Here is a 17,125-nt window from a genome sequence, read left to right on the forward strand (position 1 = left end):
CCCCATTGGATCAATGTGCGGTCACACGCTGGCGCATCGCCGAATGGCTCGGCGATAACGCCAGCGCCAGCTGGGTACGGTTGTGCATATGGGTCAGGCGCAACACCTGGGACACGTACAGCTTGACGGTGTTTTCGGTAATGCCCAGTTCGCAGGCGATCTGGTAGTTGGTCTGGCCCTTGCCCACCAACCGCGCCACATCCAGTTGGCGCGGTGACAGCTGATTGAAGATCGTCGGAATTTCCACCGGCCTGGGTTCATCGTCCGACAACTCGCCATCGCCGTCAGACACACCGGCGCCCGGGCTGCGGCGCACTTTGTCAAGGTCCTGGTACAAGTCATTGATGGATTCGGAAAGGTATTGCAGCTTCTGGTTCAAGTGCCCCAACTGCAGTTCTTTCTTGCGCTCCTCCAGCGCGGCTTCCTGACGCTGCAGGCCTTCAAGCAATTCATCGAGGTTGATCGGCTTCTGGTAATAGTCCGAAATCCCCGCACGCAGGGCCTTGATCACATCCTGCTTATCGGCGCGGCCGGTGAGCATGATCGCTTCGAACGCCCGCTGCTTGCCCGCGACCTTTTGCATGGCCTGGACCAGCTCGATGCCGTCCATGTCCGGCATATGCAGGTCGCACAGCACCAGGCCGATCTCGGGGTCTTCGCTGAAGCGCTTCAAGGCGTGTTGGCTGGACTCGCAAGGGACGCAACGATACCCACTGCTTTCAAGAAATTCACAGAGCTCTTCCACGATCAAGGGTTGATCGTCGACCACGAGCACTTTCACTGCTGACGTAAGCTTGTTCACACGCTACTCCATGCCTGGCAAGCCAAAGGTAACCTATCCGTTCTGACGTAAAATCCAGTACAACCACTTCATAAACGTAGACGTACTTTCCGACTATGTACATAGCAATAGAAGGCTTCGTCGACTAGTGGATCCAAAACGAAATCAACGCGAAACCTGTCAATACATACGGAGCAAACGGCTGTTTTGTTGACACGTGTGTTGGCGAGCGTTCTTCACGCGCACTAAACCCTTGACGCGTAAGCTGCCAGCCCGCCAATACCAGTGCTGCGCCGATCAATGACCACAACAAATGATCGACACTGCTGGCCAGTGCCAAGGCCGCCAGCAACTTCACATCGCCCGCGCCAAAACGGCCCAGCACATAGCCCGGCAAACCCAGCAGCAAGGCCAGCGCAAACGCCCAACCACCGTCACCGGCAGGCGCTCCCAGCCAGGTGCTGCCCGTCCAGAGCAGATAGATCAACGCCAGCAAACCCACACCCAGCGTCAACCCGTTGGAAATTTGGCGCTGATGCATATCCTGCACCGCGCACCCCCCCAGCCAGAGCAGCACCACTGCACTTTGGATCACGTAAAAAACATCCCTTTTTGCTGAATGATTCTATGCTGATATCAAGCAGTAGCCGTCAGGGTAGACGCAGTCATGAAAACAGGCCTGCCTGGAAAGCAAAAAGGGGCTGTGGCGATCGAATTCGCCGTGGTCTTTGTGATTTTTTTTGCCGTGTTCTATGGACTCATCAGCTACAGCCTGCCGCTGCTGCTGATGCAGTCGTTCAACCACGCGGCCGCTGAAGGTGTGCGCCGAAGCGTAGCACTGGACCCCGCTACGCCGGATTACCCAAACCAGCTCATCCTGCGTGCCAAAAGCGCGGCGCAAGCCCAACTGAACTGGATTCCTACCACCTTCCAGTTCCTGCCTGAACACATCACCGCGACCTACGATGGCACCACCCTTAGCCTGCAGATCAAATACCCGTCGGCCAAACTCAGAGGCGTCTTGCCCGTGCTGGTACTGCCCGGCATTGGTGCTGTGCCCAACCTGCCCACCCACCTCACCGCCCAGTCGAGCATTCGTTTTTGATCTCGGGGGATAACCTGTTCGGGCGTTTACTGGGGCGCCACAATGCCTTGGCCCTGGACGCCCCCGCTACGGCTTTCACGGGCCTGCAACTGCACCTGGATCACCAAGGCCGCGTGCTCAGTATCTCCGGCAGCCTGCGACCGCACCTCGCGCAACACTTCAGCAGCGACGCCAAACCGCTTCTACATACCCTGCTGTGCGCCAACAGCGCCCTGAGCGTCGAAGGGCTGCCCGCCGATTGGCAGCGCCACAGCCTCGACCTGGACTTCCAGGGCACCGCCGGCCACATCCTGCACACCCGCGGCGGGATCGAACCGTACGGCGAAGGCTGGACCCTGCGCCTGCTCGACATCAGTGACCTGCTCGTCGGCCAACAACTGGCCCAACAGCGCGAACAGGACCACCAACTGGCCTGCCACATCAGTGACCAGTTACGGGTGTGCAGCCTGAGCCGCCTGCCGGACGTGCTCAACGAACACCTGTGCAGCCTGGCGCAGCGCTGGCACATTCCCTGTGCCGCGTTGGCGTTGCTCGACGACGAATCCCAGGGTTGGCAGATCTACAGCTATTACGCCGCTCACGACGCCCCCGCCCTGTGGCAAACCGGGCAACGCCTCGGCACCAGCCTCGACAGCGTGAATGGCAACGCCCCACTCAGCCTGGACATTGCCCAGGGCCGTAGCGACAACCCGCGCTTACAGAGCGTGTTCGGCAATGCCGAAGGCTTTCTGGTGCCGTACCGAGACGGCCAAGGCGTAGCCGCCTGGTTACTCTGCGGCTTCTACACCGGCCAGCAACACACCAGCGACCGCGACTGGCTGAACCTCACCGCAGCCATCGCCGCCCCGCTGCTGAGCCGCCTGCGCGAGCAACGTCACCATCAACAGCTTGAACGGGTGGAAGCCTTGCAAGGCCTGCTGGGCACCGGGTGGTGGGAGTTGCTGCCGGCTACCCACGAGATTCAACTTGCGCCGCAACTGCTGCGCAGCCTGAGCCTGGAAGAAAGTGCGAGCCGCCAGACGCTGGACACCTGGCTGGAGCTGATCCACCCGGCCGACCGTCAAGAACTGAACAGCCGCCTGCAGGATTTACAGGCGTTGGGCAAACCGTTGCTCACCAGCGTGCGCCTGCAGCGCACCGATACCGAACAGAACCCGGTGTGGTATCGCGTACAAGGCCAGGTGCTGGGCGTGGGCGACAGCCGCCGCTGGATCGGTTTCATGCTCGACATCAGCGACATCAAGAACCAGCAACTGCAAGCCGCCGCCGCCCATGCGCGCCTGGATAACCTGATCGCCAGCTCACCGGCGGTGATCTACGTGCAACGCTACGTCAGCGGCGCGTTGCACCCGGCCTTTTTCAGCGACAGCCTGCTGCCGCTGCTGGGCTGGACACTCGCCGACTGCAGCCACGAAGGCCTGGCGTCATTGATCCACCCCGAAGACCGCGACCTCTACTTCGAGCGCACCCGCCAGTTACTGCGCGAAGGCAACGTGCGCAGCCGCTACCGAGTTCGCGACAAACTAGGCCATTACCACTGGCTGCTCGACGAAGCCAAGCTGCTGCGCGACGACCTCGGTTTACCGGTGGAAGCGGTGGGCCTGTGGCTGGATGTCACCGAGGCGACCCAGGCCGCTGAGCAGATCAAGCAGAGCGAAGAACGCTACCGCCTCCTCGTGGAAGACTCCCCTGCGATGATCTGCCGCTACCGGCCCGACCTCACGCTGACCTTCGGCAATACGCCGCTGGCCAACTACCTGGAATGCCGGCCGGCGCAACTGCCTGGGCTGCACTTGGGCGACTGGCTCTCGGACGAACAGCGCCAGGCCTTTGTGCATCGCATCAGCCAGCTGACCCCGGAATTTCCCGTGAGCACCGCCGAAATCAGCCTGCAACTGCCCGGGCGCGAACATGCCTGGTGGGTGTGGTCGGACCGTGGTGTGTTTGATGAACAAGGCGCGTTGGTGGAAGTGCAGGCGGTAGGCCGCGATAACACCGAAGTGCGTCGCTCGCAGCAGCAACTGACCCAAAGCGCCAAAATGGCCACCCTCGGCGAAATGGCCACGGGCCTCGCGCATGAGATCAACCAGCCGCTGAACGTGATGCGCATGGCCATCGTCAATGTGCTCAAGCGCTTGAGCAACGGTGATGTACAGATTGATTACCTGACGGAAAAACTCCAACGCATCGACACCCAGGTACAGCGCGCGGCGCGGGTGGTGGACCATATGCGGGTGTTTGGCCGACGTTCGGAAATCGAGCAGCAACCGTTTGACCCGGTGCAGGCTGTCGAAGGTACCTTGTCACTGCTCAGCGAGGGTTTGCGCGGCAAAGGCGTGGACGTGCGCATCAGCCCGGCGGACTTTTCGGTACAGGTCAAAGGCTATGTCGACCAACTGGAGCAGGTGCTGATCAACCTGATGGTCAACGCTCGCGATGCACTGCTCAGCCAACGCGAAAAACACCCGGAATTGCGGCCGTGGATCGCAGTGCACAGCGAGCACGACAGCCGTCACGTGCGCATCTGGGTCGAAGACAACGGCGGCGGAATTGACCCGCGCTTGCTGGAGCGGATTTTCGAGCCATTTTTCACCACCAAACCGATTGGCGTGGGGACAGGGTTGGGGTTGTCGGTGAGTTACGGGATTGTGGAAAACATGGGCGGACGATTGAACGTCGTCAATGGGGAGGATGGGGCGAGGTTTTGTGTGGAGTTGCCGATCGTTAGCGAGGGTTAGATCACCAGGTAGGCGCGGCCCATATGGCAACTGAGGTTGGCGCCGACTTCGGCGTTGCCCAAGGTGATGCCCAATGCACTCAGCAAGCCATCCACAATCGGGTCCAGCACCGGCGACAGAATGTTTTTTACTGCGCTCATCAGCGTATTGGTAATGGTTGTGAGCGAGCCCGAGACGCTCGACAGCGCCCCGCTCGGTGTGTTGCCGGGCGGAGGGTTGTAGGTCACCTGGAACGCACCCAGCGTGTTGACCAAACTGTTAACGATACCTGTAGCAGGAGGAACTGCCTTATAGGTTGGGGCCAGATTCATGTCATTGACGGGGGATATCAGCAGGCTTTGACTGCCGCCTCCCACGGTCGCATGCACAACGGATAACGATAAACTGCCTCCCACGCCGGCCTTGCGTGGCCCACAACCAAATATTCCCGCGCAGGTCTGCACGCCAATATCGACCAGTGCCACGGGCGACACGTTGGCTACCGCAGCCGAAGAAAATGCCTGCGCTGAATCAACTTTCCCTACCGATATATCCGCCAGCGCAGTGCCGACCTGAACGGTCAGTGACTTTGTCGCATTGCTTGCACAACTGAAATCCGTGACATAGCTTTTCGCGCTAGCGACTTCGATGTTGATGTCCAGGCCGGTCAGCAACTGAACATCGGTATGGTCACAAGGCTTCAAAAGCAGGCACAAAACCGGGTCCAACAGGCCCACTAGGTTCAGGTGCAACAGGTTGTTCACGACGCTGGTAACGGGGGTCGTTATCGCAGAAACCGCAGACGTCAGTTCATTGACTGTCTTGAGCACCGGTAGCTGAATAGACACCACCGTACGGACTTGCGCCGTGCGCACAAAAATCTGATCCGTCTGCGGAGTCTTCGACAACCCGGCCTTCGCCAGGGCTGGATTGCCGATGGCCGACAATTGCGGGGGTTCAATCACTTTGGTCTGAATCGAGACATTCCCTATCAACGGGACATTCAACTGAGCCGCAGCACTCACCGCGTTCTTGCTGCTGGACAGTTGCGCTACCGTCTCCAGTAGTTGAAACAACTGCACATTGGAATTCAAGGCGGAGACCGGTGTTCCGGTGGCGACTTTCAGGAGGTCCCCCACCTTCAACAACGGGGTGTTTGGAGCGATCGTTTTCAGTGAAATCACGTCATTGATAACGGCCGTGGCCACCGCGCCGTTTTTCTGCAAAACCTTCACCGCAGCGTCGATAAATTGGGTGGCGGACACAGCCGTGTTCAGCAGCGTGTCGTAATCACCCGCCGTTACATTCAATTGAATCGCCAACTGGTCCAGATAACCGAGCAGGTTCACGTTGGTTTGCAGCAAACCATTCCAGCCCGCCGCTGTGAGCGATAGGCTGCCGCCCAACAAATTGCCCATGACCAGATTCAGCATCGGGGATTTGGTGGAATCAACCGTCGCTAGGTTGCTGCGAATCGTCAGTTGCGCCACCGGCGGCGCCAAGGCCGCCACCGCTGTCGCGCTCAACGCGGTTTGCGCCGCGATCGACCCACCGCTGAACATATTCCAGATGCCGCTGGCGATACCGGTCATCACGCTGCGGGTCGCCACGACGCGGATCGCATCGCTTTGGGTGGCGTCGGCGGTAAACACGCGCATGTTGTTGGCGTTGGTCACCAGCGTGCCGCAGGTCACCGCCAAGCCTCGACTGGTGTCGCCAGCCACCACGGTGAAGCCGTTGCGCGTGGCGTTCTGCTTGGCGTAGTCGTTGGCGGTGGTGGTGGGGCTGCACAGCCCGCCGCGGTTGGCGGCTTCGAGCGCCGAGGTATCGGCGATGGACTGCAATTTGCGCTTTTCGAGGTACAGGCGTCCGCTGTCGACCGACAACAGCAGGAACACCAGGGCCATCGCCAGGGTTCCAACCGCCATTAACCCAATCGCACCACGCTGCTTGGAACGAAGTCGGGGAGACATCAGGCACTCCTTAGCGCTTACTCTCCGTAGTTGATTTGGAGTGTAGACAAGGCTTTGGAACTGCGCTGGCCAGTCGCCACATGAACGTATAGGGGAGATTTTGTGCCTGCCACAAAAAAATGTGGGAGCGGGCTTGCTCGCGATGACGGCGTATCAGTCAAAGATGTATCGACTGACGCTGCGCTATCGCGCGCAAGCCCGCTCCCACAGGGGTTTGGTGGTGCTCTTTAGTGGGGTGGGTAGTTGGAGAGGACTTTGGTGACAGTGGTGCGGATGGCGTTGGTGCGGTCCTGGGGCTCAGGCGAACTGGCCATGATCTGCTCGTCGCTGCCGCGCCACACGAGTTTGCCGTCTTTGGCGTCGAGCAGGTCGATCTGGATGGTCGCCACCTTGTAGGTGATGTTGCGCGTTTCGTTGTACATCGGCGCGCCCCAGTAGCCGTTCCACGGCCCACCCCAGGCGCCGCCGTAGTTGGTGGTGACTTGTTGCTGGCGGTCTTCGACGATCAGGTAGGCCTGTACGTTCAGGTCTGCCTTGGCGCCCGGCGCGGCAGGGCGCAGGCCACGCTGGTCAAGTTGTTCGCCCACAGCCTGGCGGATGCGTTGTTCGGTGAGGTCACTTTTGATCCGGGGATCATCAGGGCGGTATTGCAGGGCCGGGGTTTTCCAGGCCCAACTGCGGTAGGCGCCGAAGTCCCGGCTGGCATCAAAATCGTGGTTGACCTGGCTGGTCTGGCAACCGCCCAGCAGCACGACAAAAGCGAGCGTTGCGATACGACGAAGCATGGTTGTTCTCCAAAGAGCGACCCGAGCATTGGATGAGAATAGCTGTTAACTGGGAGGATACGCCGTCATTGCCTTTTGCACCGCCTGGCGCAATGCATCGCCCCGTTCACTGAGGCTGCCCTGGCTGCCGGTTTCAGCACTGGCGCTCCACACCGGTTGACCGCTGCGCGCGTCGAACAGATTGACGCGCACCACCACGACCTGCACTTCATAGGTGCGCACGATCGGCACCGAGTTGTACATGCCGTAGCCATTGCCATAGCGGTTGTAGCCGCCGTAACCGTAGCCGTAGTCGTCCTGAACTTGCTTGAGGCGCTTCTCCAGGCGCACGTCGGCGCTGACCAGCAGGTCTGGCGGCCGGTTGTCATGCAAAGGGCGCAGGCCGCGCTGGTCCAGCGCACCGCTGACCGCTTCGGCCACCTGGGCCGAATCCGCCCAGGCCGTGCCCGCTGGCAACTGGCCGTTGCGCCAGGCCCAATTGCGGTAGGCGCCGTAATCGCGCACCGGCGCGGGGTAGGCGCTGGTATCGAAGGTGTTGGCCGCCTGGGCGGGCGCTGGCGGCATGGGGGCCGAGGCCGCCACGTAAGGGTTGGGGCTGGAACAAGCGGCTAAGCCCAGGTACAGCGGCCCCACAGACAACAGGATTAAACAGAGACGACGCATTTCGACCTCCGCAGACTGGGCCGCTTAAACCGGACGGCAGATCCAGTGCAAATAACGCCCAAGTCCGGCAAAGCTTGGGTGACGACGGTGAGCGAGTTCCATCTCCACAAGTTCCTGCAAGTCAGCGCGGGCCTGGAATTCCACCGGCATATAGTCGTGGAATACCCGCACGCCACTTTGGCTTTCGACCTGCCAAAGGCCTTCTAGTTGCGCCGCCAGCTCGCGCGGGTCCAGCGGTTGTTGCGGCGTAAGGCTCTGCTTTTCGCCGGCCATGTCGTTCTTGCGCATTTTGCGGAAGTGGCCTTTGAGCAGGTTGCGGTAAATCAGCGCATCGCGGTTATAGAACGCCAAAGACAGCCAACCGCCAGGTACCGTCAGTTGGTGCAGCACCGGCAGAATCGCATGGGGCTCGGCCAACCATTCCAGCACGGCGTGGCACAGCACCAGGTCGTAGGGTTCGGTGAGTTGGCCGAGCAAATCCTGCCAGGGCGCGTGAATAAAGGTCGCCGTCTGCCCCGCATCGGCAAAGCGCTGGCGTGCGCCGTCGAGCATTGGCTCGGCGGGCTCGGCCAGTGTCACTTGATGGCCGCGTTCGGCCAGCCACAGCGACATATGCCCCAGCCCCGCGCCGATATCCAGCACGCGCAACGGGCGGTCCGGCAGGGCTTCGCTCAGGTCGGCCTGCAGCACCGCCAGGCGAATCGCGCCCTTCGCGCCGCCGTAGATCTTCTCGGCGAAACGCGTGGCAAGCTGGTCGAAATGGCGATCACTCATGGGCAAACCGCCGTTCGCTGTCGGCCAATTTGGCGCGCACCACCTCGTTCATGTCCAGGCCCAGTTCGCTGCACAGCAGCAGCAGGTACAGGACGATATCGCCGACTTCCTGGCCGGCGTGGGCGAGTTTATCCGCGGGCAACTGGCGCGATTGGTCTTCGCTGAGCCATTGGAAGATTTCCACCAGCTCGGCCATTTCCACACTGGCGGCCATGGCCAGGTTTTTCGGGCTATGGAACTGCTTCCAGTCGTTGGTATCGCGGATGCGGTGTAGGCGTTCGGTGAGGTGTTCGAGGTTCATGCGGGGGCTCCTGAAGGGGTATAGCTTCGGGGGGATGAGCGGGGAAGGCAAGTTAATCCCTGTGGCGAGCGGGCTTGCCACAAGGGAGGTATGCAACTTGGTTAGTCGACGACGCTGAATTCGATTCGGGCGGTTTGGCCGGCTTCGTCGAGGACGCTGAGTTGGTAGCGGCCGAGCTGTTCGAAGCTGGCGTTGACGCTGTCTTGGTTGGCGCTGTCGCCCAGGGGGGCGCCGTTGAGGAACCACCACCGTCGGCCACTGCCGCCCAGGGCCGAGATTTTCAGGCGCAGGGATTGTTGGCTGGCGGCGGGCAGGCGCAGTTGGTCGCCTTCGCGTACACCGACAATCGACAAGGGCGAAGACGCCGCCAGCGCCGGAGGCGGGCAATCCGGGTCGGCGGCCGGGATTCGCGCTTCACGGCGTTCCACCCTGGGTAACCAGGGCTCCAACGGCGCGGGCCACAGGGCGATGTCCCGGGAGACCGCGCCCGGGCAATGAGCGTCCACGCGCAGGCCCTTGGCGTTGACCCACACGGTTTCCTTCAGCCCCACACTCAGCGGTTGATCCAAAGCCTGCAGGGTCGGCGGAGTGGTGTTGTCCAGCGTCCAGGCGAAGCGTTGGCGGCGGCAATTGGGGTCACTGCGGCTCATGGGCTGACCCAAAGGCCAACAGATCGCCGCAACGCCGACATTAGCCGGCACGGGCTTAACCGGCGCGGTGATCCCGCGCTGGCTGTCGCGGTTGGTCAGCACATCGTGCACCTGCAACATCAACGGCGCCGCCGAGGCCAACCCGAACTGGCCGGGCACCGGGGTGCCGTCAGGCCGGCCGATCCACACGCCGATCAGGTAACGCGGCCCCACGCCAATCGCCCAGGCATCCCGAAAGCCATAGCTGGTGCCGGTTTTCCAGGCCAGCGCCGGCCGCTGCACCAGTTCGGCACGCGGGTCACGGTCGGGGCGGGCCTGGCCGCTGAGGATACGCCGCACAATCCAGGCGGCCCCTGGCGACAGTAATGGCCGCTCTCTAAGCGTATCGTCCGGCTGTAATCGAATGGTGGCGCTCCTGCCGTCCCGGGCGAAGGCGCTATACCCGCTCACCAAGTCTTCCAGACGACTGCCCGCACCGCCCAGGATCAGCGCCAGGTTCGGCTCGGCCAGCGCAGGCAACGCCAGGGGCACGCCGCCGATACGCATCTGGGCGGCAAACCGTTTCGGCCCGTAGGCCTCCAGCAATTGCACCGCCGGCAGGTTCAGCGAACTCGACAACGCCGTACTCGCCGGCACCGCGCCGGTAAACCCCATGGAGAAGTTGCCCGGTCGGTAATCGCCATAACGCCGGGGCACGTCCTGCAGCAGGGATTCGGAGTGAATCAACCCCTCGTCCAGGGCCATGCCATACAGGAACGGCTTCAAGGTCGAACCCGGCGAGCGCAGGGCGCTGATCATGTCCACATGGCCAAAACGCTTGGTGTCGTTGATGTCCACCGAGCCCAGGTAGGCGCGCACGGCCATGGTTTCTTCTTCCACCACCAGAATCGCGGCCGAGGTGTGTTCCGGCAACCGCGCGCGCCAGCCCAGCAGCAGGTCTTCGAGACGGCGTTGCAGGGTGGCATCCACGGTCGTGCGGATCAGCGGCGGGCTGTCGGGGCGGTTCAGGCGGCGGGCAAGCAAGGGCGCCAGGCTCGGTTCCAGACGCGGCGCGAGCAGCAGCGGCTCTTCGAGGGCTTCATCGACCGCCGATTGCGGCCAGACCTGGAATTCGGCGAGGCGGCGCAGCACCTTGTCCCGGGCTTGCTGGGCGCGCTGCGGGTGACGGTCGGGACGCAGGCGGCTGGGCGCCTGGGGCAATACCGCGAGCAACGCGGCTTCGGCGTGGGTCAGTTGCTGAGGGGACTTGCCCAGGTAGGCCCAACTCGCCGCCGCCACGCCCTGCAACGTGCCGCCAAAGGGCGCGCGGTTCAGGTACAGGTTGAGGATCTGCTCCTTGGACAAGTGCCATTCCAACTGCGCGGTGCGCCACAGTTGGCGCAACTTGCCGTGGAACGTGCGCGAGTGCGGATCGAGCAAACGCGCCACCTGCATCGACAAAGTGCTGCCGCCGGACACCACCCGCGCGCCAGTCAGGTTCTGCCACGTCGCCCGTACCAGCGCGAGCGGATTTACGCCGGGATGCTGATAAAACCAACGGTCTTCGTACGTCAGCAAAGCATCCAGGTAGTACGGCGATACCTCACTCGTCTGCACCGGATAACGCCACACACCATTGGCATCGGCAAACCGCCACAACGGCGTGCCATCCTCGGCCAGCACCACACGCGCCAGGTCATCCTGGGGCAGTGGCAACGGCCAGATGCGGTCGGCCAGCCACAGCAAGGCAATCACCAACAGCAAGCTGGCAAGGGTACAACGCGCAACAAAACGCAAATTCAACCGGCTAAACCTCTATGCTTCGGGGAACTAGCCGCGCCCCATCGCGACCAAAGGCTCAGTCCTGGCAATTTCGTCCACTTATTCATCGAGACACACCTATGCAAGCAGACTTTTTCGGATGGCTGGGTCACACACTCGGCTTGATCATCCACTACATCGTCGAGTTCTTCAGCGGGCTGTTCAATATGCTGTCCAATGCCGGCGGCGATTTTGTCGAAGGCATGTCCAGGGCGCTGGGCATGGACACGTCGATCATCAGCATCATCACCCTGATCATCGGCCTGCTCTTCCTGTATTCCGCCGTGCGCGCGTTCATGCGCGCCTCGATCATCATCGGCGTCATCTGGCTAATGCTCGGCCTCTGGCTCCTCAGCTGGATCGTCCACTAACCCCAAAACACCCAAATCCCCTGTGGTAGGGGGCTTGCTCCCGATGACGGTCTATCAGCCAAAAAATACATCGACTGATCCACAGCCATCGGGAGCAAGCCCCCTCCCACATTTAGAACCCGTTACGCCAGTTAAACCTCAGCGGCCCTTAATCACCATATCCGCCGGCGTCTCTCCCACCGCCTGCCAGTTCGGCCGGTACATCGACTCCACCTGCGGCGGCGGCACGCGGTAAGTCCCCGGTGTCACCGCCCGCGCCAGGTACAGCAGGTGCGTGGTGCCATAGCCATCCAGGTTCATCGCCGCCACATAACGATCATCGCGGAACTCCTGGTGCTTGAGGGACGCGTTCTGCATCGACTCACGCCATTCCTTCACCTGGCTGCTGGCGTTCTCCAGGCTGGCGGCACTTTGCGCCAGGTTCTGGTTTTCGAGCTCCAGGCCGGCGGGCAGCAGGTCCACCACCAGCGCATCCGGCACACGCTGCTTGGCACTGACCGCCAAGTGCACCAGCACCAGATCGCCGCTGTTGAGGTTGCGCAGGTTCAGCGGCTGGCCATTCATGCCGAGGTATTCGCGGCGAATGCTCAGGTTTTCGCCGCCCGGTGCCGGCGGCACTTGGGGATAACCCGAGATCGTCAATTGCTGATACACCGGCGTATCGCCCTGATTGCTCAAGGTCAAATCGCCGGACAGCAGCTTGCCGTCCAGTTCCAGGCTCGACTGCTGATTATTCAACTCACGCACGCCGGCGCTGCCGTCGAGCAGCACTTTCCACGGCGACTCAGGCTTGGCAAAGCCGCCTCGCCCAGCGAGGAACAGCGAATTACGCTCCTGGGTCGACAGGTACGGGCTGGCCGCCAACTGGTCCGACAGCGTAAACAAGCGCTCTTCACGCGCGCCCTTGGCCAAATCGTTTTCTTCCAGCAACGCCAGAATCATCGCTTGATCCCGCAGCGGGCTGCCGTAATCGGCGAGCCAGTCTTTGGCGCTGCGCTGCGCCGCCAACCCGGCCAACAGCGCCTGATCAGCCCGCGGCTGGTCGCCCATCTTCTGCAGGGCAATGGCCAACTGCACCAGCGGCAACCCGGAACGCGCGTCGCTACGCCGCTCGAAAATACTGCGCAACGCGCCCAACGGCGCCTGCTGGCTGCGCGCCAGGACCATACCGGCGTAGGCCTGCACGGCAAAGCGCGTGTGCTCGGCGTTGTCGCTGTAGTCGACTTCGATCAGGTTGCGCTCCTGCACATAACGCAACAGCCGCTCACTGGCTTTCTTCAAGACTTCAGGCGGGACGGCAAAGCCCTGGTCGCGAGCGCGCAGCAGGAAGTCCGTCACGTAGGCCGTCAGCCAATATTCTTCCTCGCCATCCGCGCCCCACAAACCAAAGCTGCCGTTGTAGCGCTGCATGCCCAGCAGGCGTTCGATGCCCAGCTCGATCTTGCGTTTGCGTTCGGCATCCGGCTCGCCCTTGATGCCCAGGCGTTTGAGCAAGGCATCGTCGGCGTATAGCGACGGATAGAGACCACTGGCGGTTTGCTCCAGGCACCCGTAAGGGTAGGCCTTGAGCGCGGCGATCTGCGCGCCGAGGTTCAACGGCGGCCGACTCGACAAACTCAGCAGTGCCTCGCGGCCCGACGCATCGAACTGATCAAGCGCACCTACCGGTAAACCCCATGGCTGATCCTTGAGCACAGCGCGGTAATGCTTGAGCAACGCCGGGTAGGCCGGACGTACGCCCAGGGTCCATTCGCGGCTGAACGGCGGCAGGTTTTCACCGGGCAGGTCCAGGCCATTGACCGTGACCTTGACCTTGCCCTGCCCCAAACCGCCCCAGGCCTTCACCGGGATGCGCAGCGTGGTGCGCTGGCCTTGCTTGAGTTCAACCGTGTGCCCAGCTGCGTCGACAGGCTCCAACTGGCCTTCGACGCTGATTTGCACGTCAAGCTTCTGCGCCTTGCCCGACAGGTTGGAGAGGTCCAGCGCCAAGGTGGTCTGGTCGCCGCCTGCGAGGAAACGCGGCGCAGACAGCTCGGCAATCAGCGGGGCGGCGATCACGGTTTTGCCTTCGGCCATGCCGTAGCGGCCATCGCTCCAGGCCTGGGCCATCAGGCGCAGTTCGCCGTTGAAGTCGGGGATATTGACGCTGACTTCGCCCTCGCCTTTATCGTTCAAGGTCACCGGCGCGCTCTGCAAGGCGACGATGGTCACGCTGGTGTCCGGGCGCTTGCCGCCCTTGGCCAACGCGGCGTCACCACCGAAAGCCAGGCTGGCCAGACGGCCCTGCCCCGCTTCGATCAACTGCCCGTAGATGTCAAATTGGTCAACACCATAGGCCTTGCGGCCGAACAGGCTGGAGTAAGGGTCTGGTGTCGGGTATTCGGTGATATTGAGGATGCCCACGTCCACCGCCGCCAGCAGCACATGCACCTGTTTCGGCACGCTGCCATCGGCATTTTTTGCGGTGATCTTCACCGTCAGCGGTTGTTTGGGGCGCATTTTTTCCGGCGCGGTGAGGGTCAGGCCGAGCTTGCGCTGGGTGCGATCCAGCGGCAGATGAAGCAGGCCCACCGCACGTTTTGGTGTGATATTGGCTTTGCGCTCGCCAGGACGAATCACCAGCGCACTCACATACAAATCATGCCGCGACCATTTCGGGTCGAGCTTTACCGCGAAGCTTTTGCCTTCGGCCGGCACATCGATTTCTTGCCACCACAGCGGGCCTTCAGCAGATTCCACCATCAGGTAGCCCTTACCCGCAGCCGGTGGCGTCACGGTGACGTTGGCGGTATCAGCGTCGCCATAGGCCGGTTTGTCCAACGCCAGCTTGACCTGATCGGGACGCACGGCGCCACCTTCGGTGTTGTCCTGGGCCTGGTAGCCGGCCCAGAAACGCAGGCTGCTGACCAAACCGGTCTGCGGGTCTTCAACCTCGACACGGTACGGGCCCCACTCCACCTGGAAGCTGACCTTGGCGGTGTCGCCAGCCTTGATGTTCAGTGTCTGTTCGTCGAGGTTGAGGAATTTTTCGTTGAAGTGATAGCTCCAGCCATCGCTGTCGGAGTAGTTCCAATAGTAGTCACGGCGCTCGCGCACCAGGCGCACCTTGAGGTCTTGCGCGGCGAGTTTCTGCCCGTCCTGGTTGGCCACCAGCACTTCGAATTCCGCCGGGCCATCGCCATTGGTTTCCGCACCATCAAACAACCCGCGCAGGCCCGGCAGTTGCTCGGCCGGCCAGATCGGCTGTACCAGACGCCGAGTGATCGGCCGCCCGCCCGACTCTTGCAGGCTGGCTTGTACGATTAATTGCAGCGGCGACTTGGCGTCCGCCCATTTGCTTTCCAGGGTCAGCGCTTCCTGGCCCTTGGCGTCGAGCACGCTTTCATCCAGCTCAAAATCCTGGCTCAGCTCTTCTTCGGTGACGGAGCCGAACTGATAGCCCGGCAGCGACTTGACCGCCTCGCGCAACGGCCGCACATAGACCTGTCCGCTAACGCGATTGCCCGACGCCGGCGCGCCGTACAAATAACGGCCGTTGACCTGAATGACCGGGTTATCCGACGGGCTCAACGCCGTGTCGCTGCCCTTGAGTTCAAGCGCCAGGCGCTCGGGCAGGAAGTCTTCGACGAGGAACTCATACAACTGCGGTTTGCCATCGCCCAGGTCGAACACCAACTGCCAGCGCCCGGTCGGTGCTTCGCCGGCCAGTTGCAGTTGATATTGATAGAGGCCAGACGCATCGGCATCCCATACGAATTTGCGGCTCACCTGCTCATCCGGGCGACGCACTTCGACGCTCACCGGTTGCGGCTTGATGGCATTGCCATCCTTGTCGCGCAGCAGGGCGTTGAGCAGCACGGTTTCACCGGGGCGATACAAGTCACGCGGGCCGAACACAAAGAATTGCAGCGGATGAGACGGCTGCCCGTCAATATCGAATTCCGCGAGATCGAGGGCGGCGCTGTCGAGGCGCAGCAGGCTGGTTTGTTCACCCTGCTTGGCGAGCAACACCTGGGCCTTTTTCGGCAACGGCAACTCAGCGTGTCCGCCCTTCTCGGTCTTGCCTTGGGCCAGCACGCGGCCCTCAGCATCGAGCACTTCGAGGTCGACGCCATCCAGCGCCTTGCCGCCTTCCAGCGCCTGGGTAAACACATCCAGGCGATTGGCGTAGCGGTGCACCGACAGGCCGATATCACTCAAGGTGAACAGCGTGGCCGGTTGCGAATAGTTGTAGCTGCCCGAGGCGCGCATCACCGCCAGGTACACGCCCGGCTGCTGCAATTGCTTGAGGCCGGCGATCGGCAGCAACAGGGTTTCGCGGGTGTTGCGCGCAGGGTTCAAATCGAAACGGCCGCCGTAGACCAGGTCGGCCATCGGCAGCAATTCACGGGATTCATAACTTTGCAGGCTGGTGTTACGCCCCCACTGCGCCAGGAACGACGGCAGAGACTCGGGCTTGATACGGAAAAATTCGACGTCGATCTTGTCGACGTTCAGCGCGATCACCGGCAAGCCTTCGGCCAGGCGCGTCGGCAATAACGTGCCCCGGCTGGCAAAGCCGACAGTGGCTTGCAGGTCGCGGGTTTCCAGGCGGGCGATGTACTCGGCGGCGAGCGTGTTGGCGTTGACGGCCTTCACCCCCGCATCGACGGTCAGCACCAGTTTGCGCTGCGGCTCCAGATGGCGCAGGCGCAATTCCATCAAGTTATCGGAGAGTTCCCAGGCGCCATCGACCTTGCCGGATTTGCTGTCCACCAAATGCAGCTTGTCGGCGAACTTCTGGTCCGGGTCCAGAGGAATGGAGAAGCTTACCGACAAGGTACTTGCCCCATCCAACTGGACTTCGGACACGTCCACCACGCTCAGCTCACGCCCGGCATAACGCTGCTTCAGCGCCGCCACATCCACCGCCGCCCTGGCCGGTTTCGGCGCTGCGGATGTTGCCGCCGCAGGAGCAGTCGGGGCTGCCGGTTTATCGGAAGAATCGCAGGCGCTCAGCAGGGCCAGCGCACAGGCAAGGAACAGTCCTTTGTTAAGCATGGGGCACTCATAGTGAGAGGGAACCGAGGGGTGAACTATATATCAGCGCGGGCAAAACCGATGTGGCGCTGGTCACATTGACCGACGGAGGGTGGTTTGGTTCTGAGCGGTCCCCAGCCCAAGCCAAATCCCACAAACACCGGGCAACTGATCGTTCCCACGCGC

General features: G+C 62.0%; 12 protein-coding genes. 3 read left to right on the forward strand and 9 right to left on the reverse strand.

Going from position 1 to position 17,125, the window contains the following annotated elements; translation table 11 throughout:
• Positions 1–10 precede the first annotated feature (10 nt).
• Both ACR52_RS08770 and ACR52_RS08775 read right to left on the reverse strand, forming a co-directional pair.
• The gene (locus tag ACR52_RS08770) at positions 11–802 is read right to left on the reverse strand and encodes a response regulator transcription factor (RefSeq protein WP_048723071.1); all 792 of its coding nucleotides are present in this window, start codon (positions 800–802) and stop codon (positions 11–13) included.
• Between the two features lie 124 nt (positions 803–926).
• Positions 927–1,376, reverse strand: coding sequence for a prepilin peptidase (locus tag ACR52_RS08775; protein WP_048723073.1), 450 nt, complete (start codon positions 1,374–1,376; stop codon positions 927–929).
• 72 nt (positions 1,377–1,448) lie between these two features.
• On the opposite strand from ACR52_RS08775, the gene ACR52_RS08780 reads away from it, so the two are divergent.
• On the forward strand, positions 1,449–1,886 hold the full coding sequence (locus tag ACR52_RS08780) for a TadE/TadG family type IV pilus assembly protein (RefSeq protein WP_048723074.1): 438 nt from the start codon (positions 1,449–1,451) through the stop codon (positions 1,884–1,886).
• Positions 1,883–4,624 (forward strand): PAS domain-containing protein, encoded by a 2,742-nt coding sequence (locus tag ACR52_RS08785; protein WP_048723077.1) that lies wholly within the window; start codon positions 1,883–1,885, stop codon positions 4,622–4,624. The genes ACR52_RS08780 and ACR52_RS08785 overlap by 4 nt, the downstream gene beginning before the upstream one ends.
• Here the strand turns inward: ACR52_RS08785 and ACR52_RS08790 are convergent.
• The 6 genes from ACR52_RS08790 to pbpC all read right to left on the reverse strand — a co-directional run bounded on the left by ACR52_RS08790 (position 4,621) and on the right by pbpC (position 11,531).
• Positions 4,621–6,576 (reverse strand): pilus assembly protein TadG-related protein, encoded by a 1,956-nt coding sequence (locus tag ACR52_RS08790; protein WP_048723079.1) that lies wholly within the window; start codon positions 6,574–6,576, stop codon positions 4,621–4,623. The genes ACR52_RS08785 and ACR52_RS08790 overlap by 4 nt on opposite strands.
• 227 nt (positions 6,577–6,803) lie before the next feature.
• Entirely contained in the window at positions 6,804–7,361 is a 558-nt protein-coding gene (locus ACR52_RS08795) for a DUF4136 domain-containing protein (protein ID WP_048723081.1), read from the reverse strand.
• Between the two features lie 45 nt (positions 7,362–7,406).
• A complete protein-coding gene (locus ACR52_RS08800) occupies positions 7,407–8,024 on the reverse strand; it encodes a DUF4136 domain-containing protein (protein ID WP_048723082.1) in 618 nt (205 codons plus the stop codon).
• A 24-nt stretch (positions 8,025–8,048) separates the two neighbouring features.
• Positions 8,049–8,798, reverse strand: a complete 750-nt coding sequence (locus ACR52_RS08805) for a methyltransferase (RefSeq protein WP_048723084.1) — start codon at positions 8,796–8,798, stop codon at positions 8,049–8,051.
• Positions 8,791–9,099 carry a MazG-like family protein gene (locus ACR52_RS08810; protein WP_048723087.1) on the reverse strand — a complete coding sequence of 103 codons (309 nt, stop codon included), beginning with the start codon at positions 9,097–9,099 and terminating at the stop codon, positions 8,791–8,793. The genes ACR52_RS08805 and ACR52_RS08810 overlap by 8 nt, the downstream gene beginning before the upstream one ends.
• Before the next feature lie 101 nt (positions 9,100–9,200).
• Positions 9,201–11,531: a peptidoglycan glycosyltransferase PbpC gene (gene pbpC, locus ACR52_RS08815; protein ID WP_048723089.1), complete on the reverse strand. Its 2,331-nt coding sequence runs from the start codon at positions 11,529–11,531 to the stop codon at positions 9,201–9,203.
• Positions 11,532–11,629: 98 nt separating this feature from the next.
• Between pbpC and ACR52_RS08820 the strand changes: the two genes are divergently transcribed.
• Positions 11,630–11,920 carry a hypothetical protein gene (locus ACR52_RS08820; RefSeq protein ID WP_048723092.1) on the forward strand — a complete coding sequence of 97 codons (291 nt, stop codon included), beginning with the start codon at positions 11,630–11,632 and terminating at the stop codon, positions 11,918–11,920.
• A gap of 138 nt (positions 11,921–12,058) precedes the next feature.
• On the opposite strand, the gene ACR52_RS08825 is transcribed toward ACR52_RS08820, so the two are convergent.
• A complete protein-coding gene (locus ACR52_RS08825) occupies positions 12,059–16,960 on the reverse strand; it encodes an alpha-2-macroglobulin (RefSeq protein WP_048723094.1) in 4,902 nt (1,633 codons plus the stop codon).
• Positions 16,961–17,125: the final 165 nt, after the last annotated feature.

Origin of the sequence: Pseudomonas fildesensis (assembly GCF_001050345.1) — a bacterium.
GTDB lineage: Bacteria > Pseudomonadota > Gammaproteobacteria > Pseudomonadales > Pseudomonadaceae > Aquipseudomonas > Aquipseudomonas fildesensis.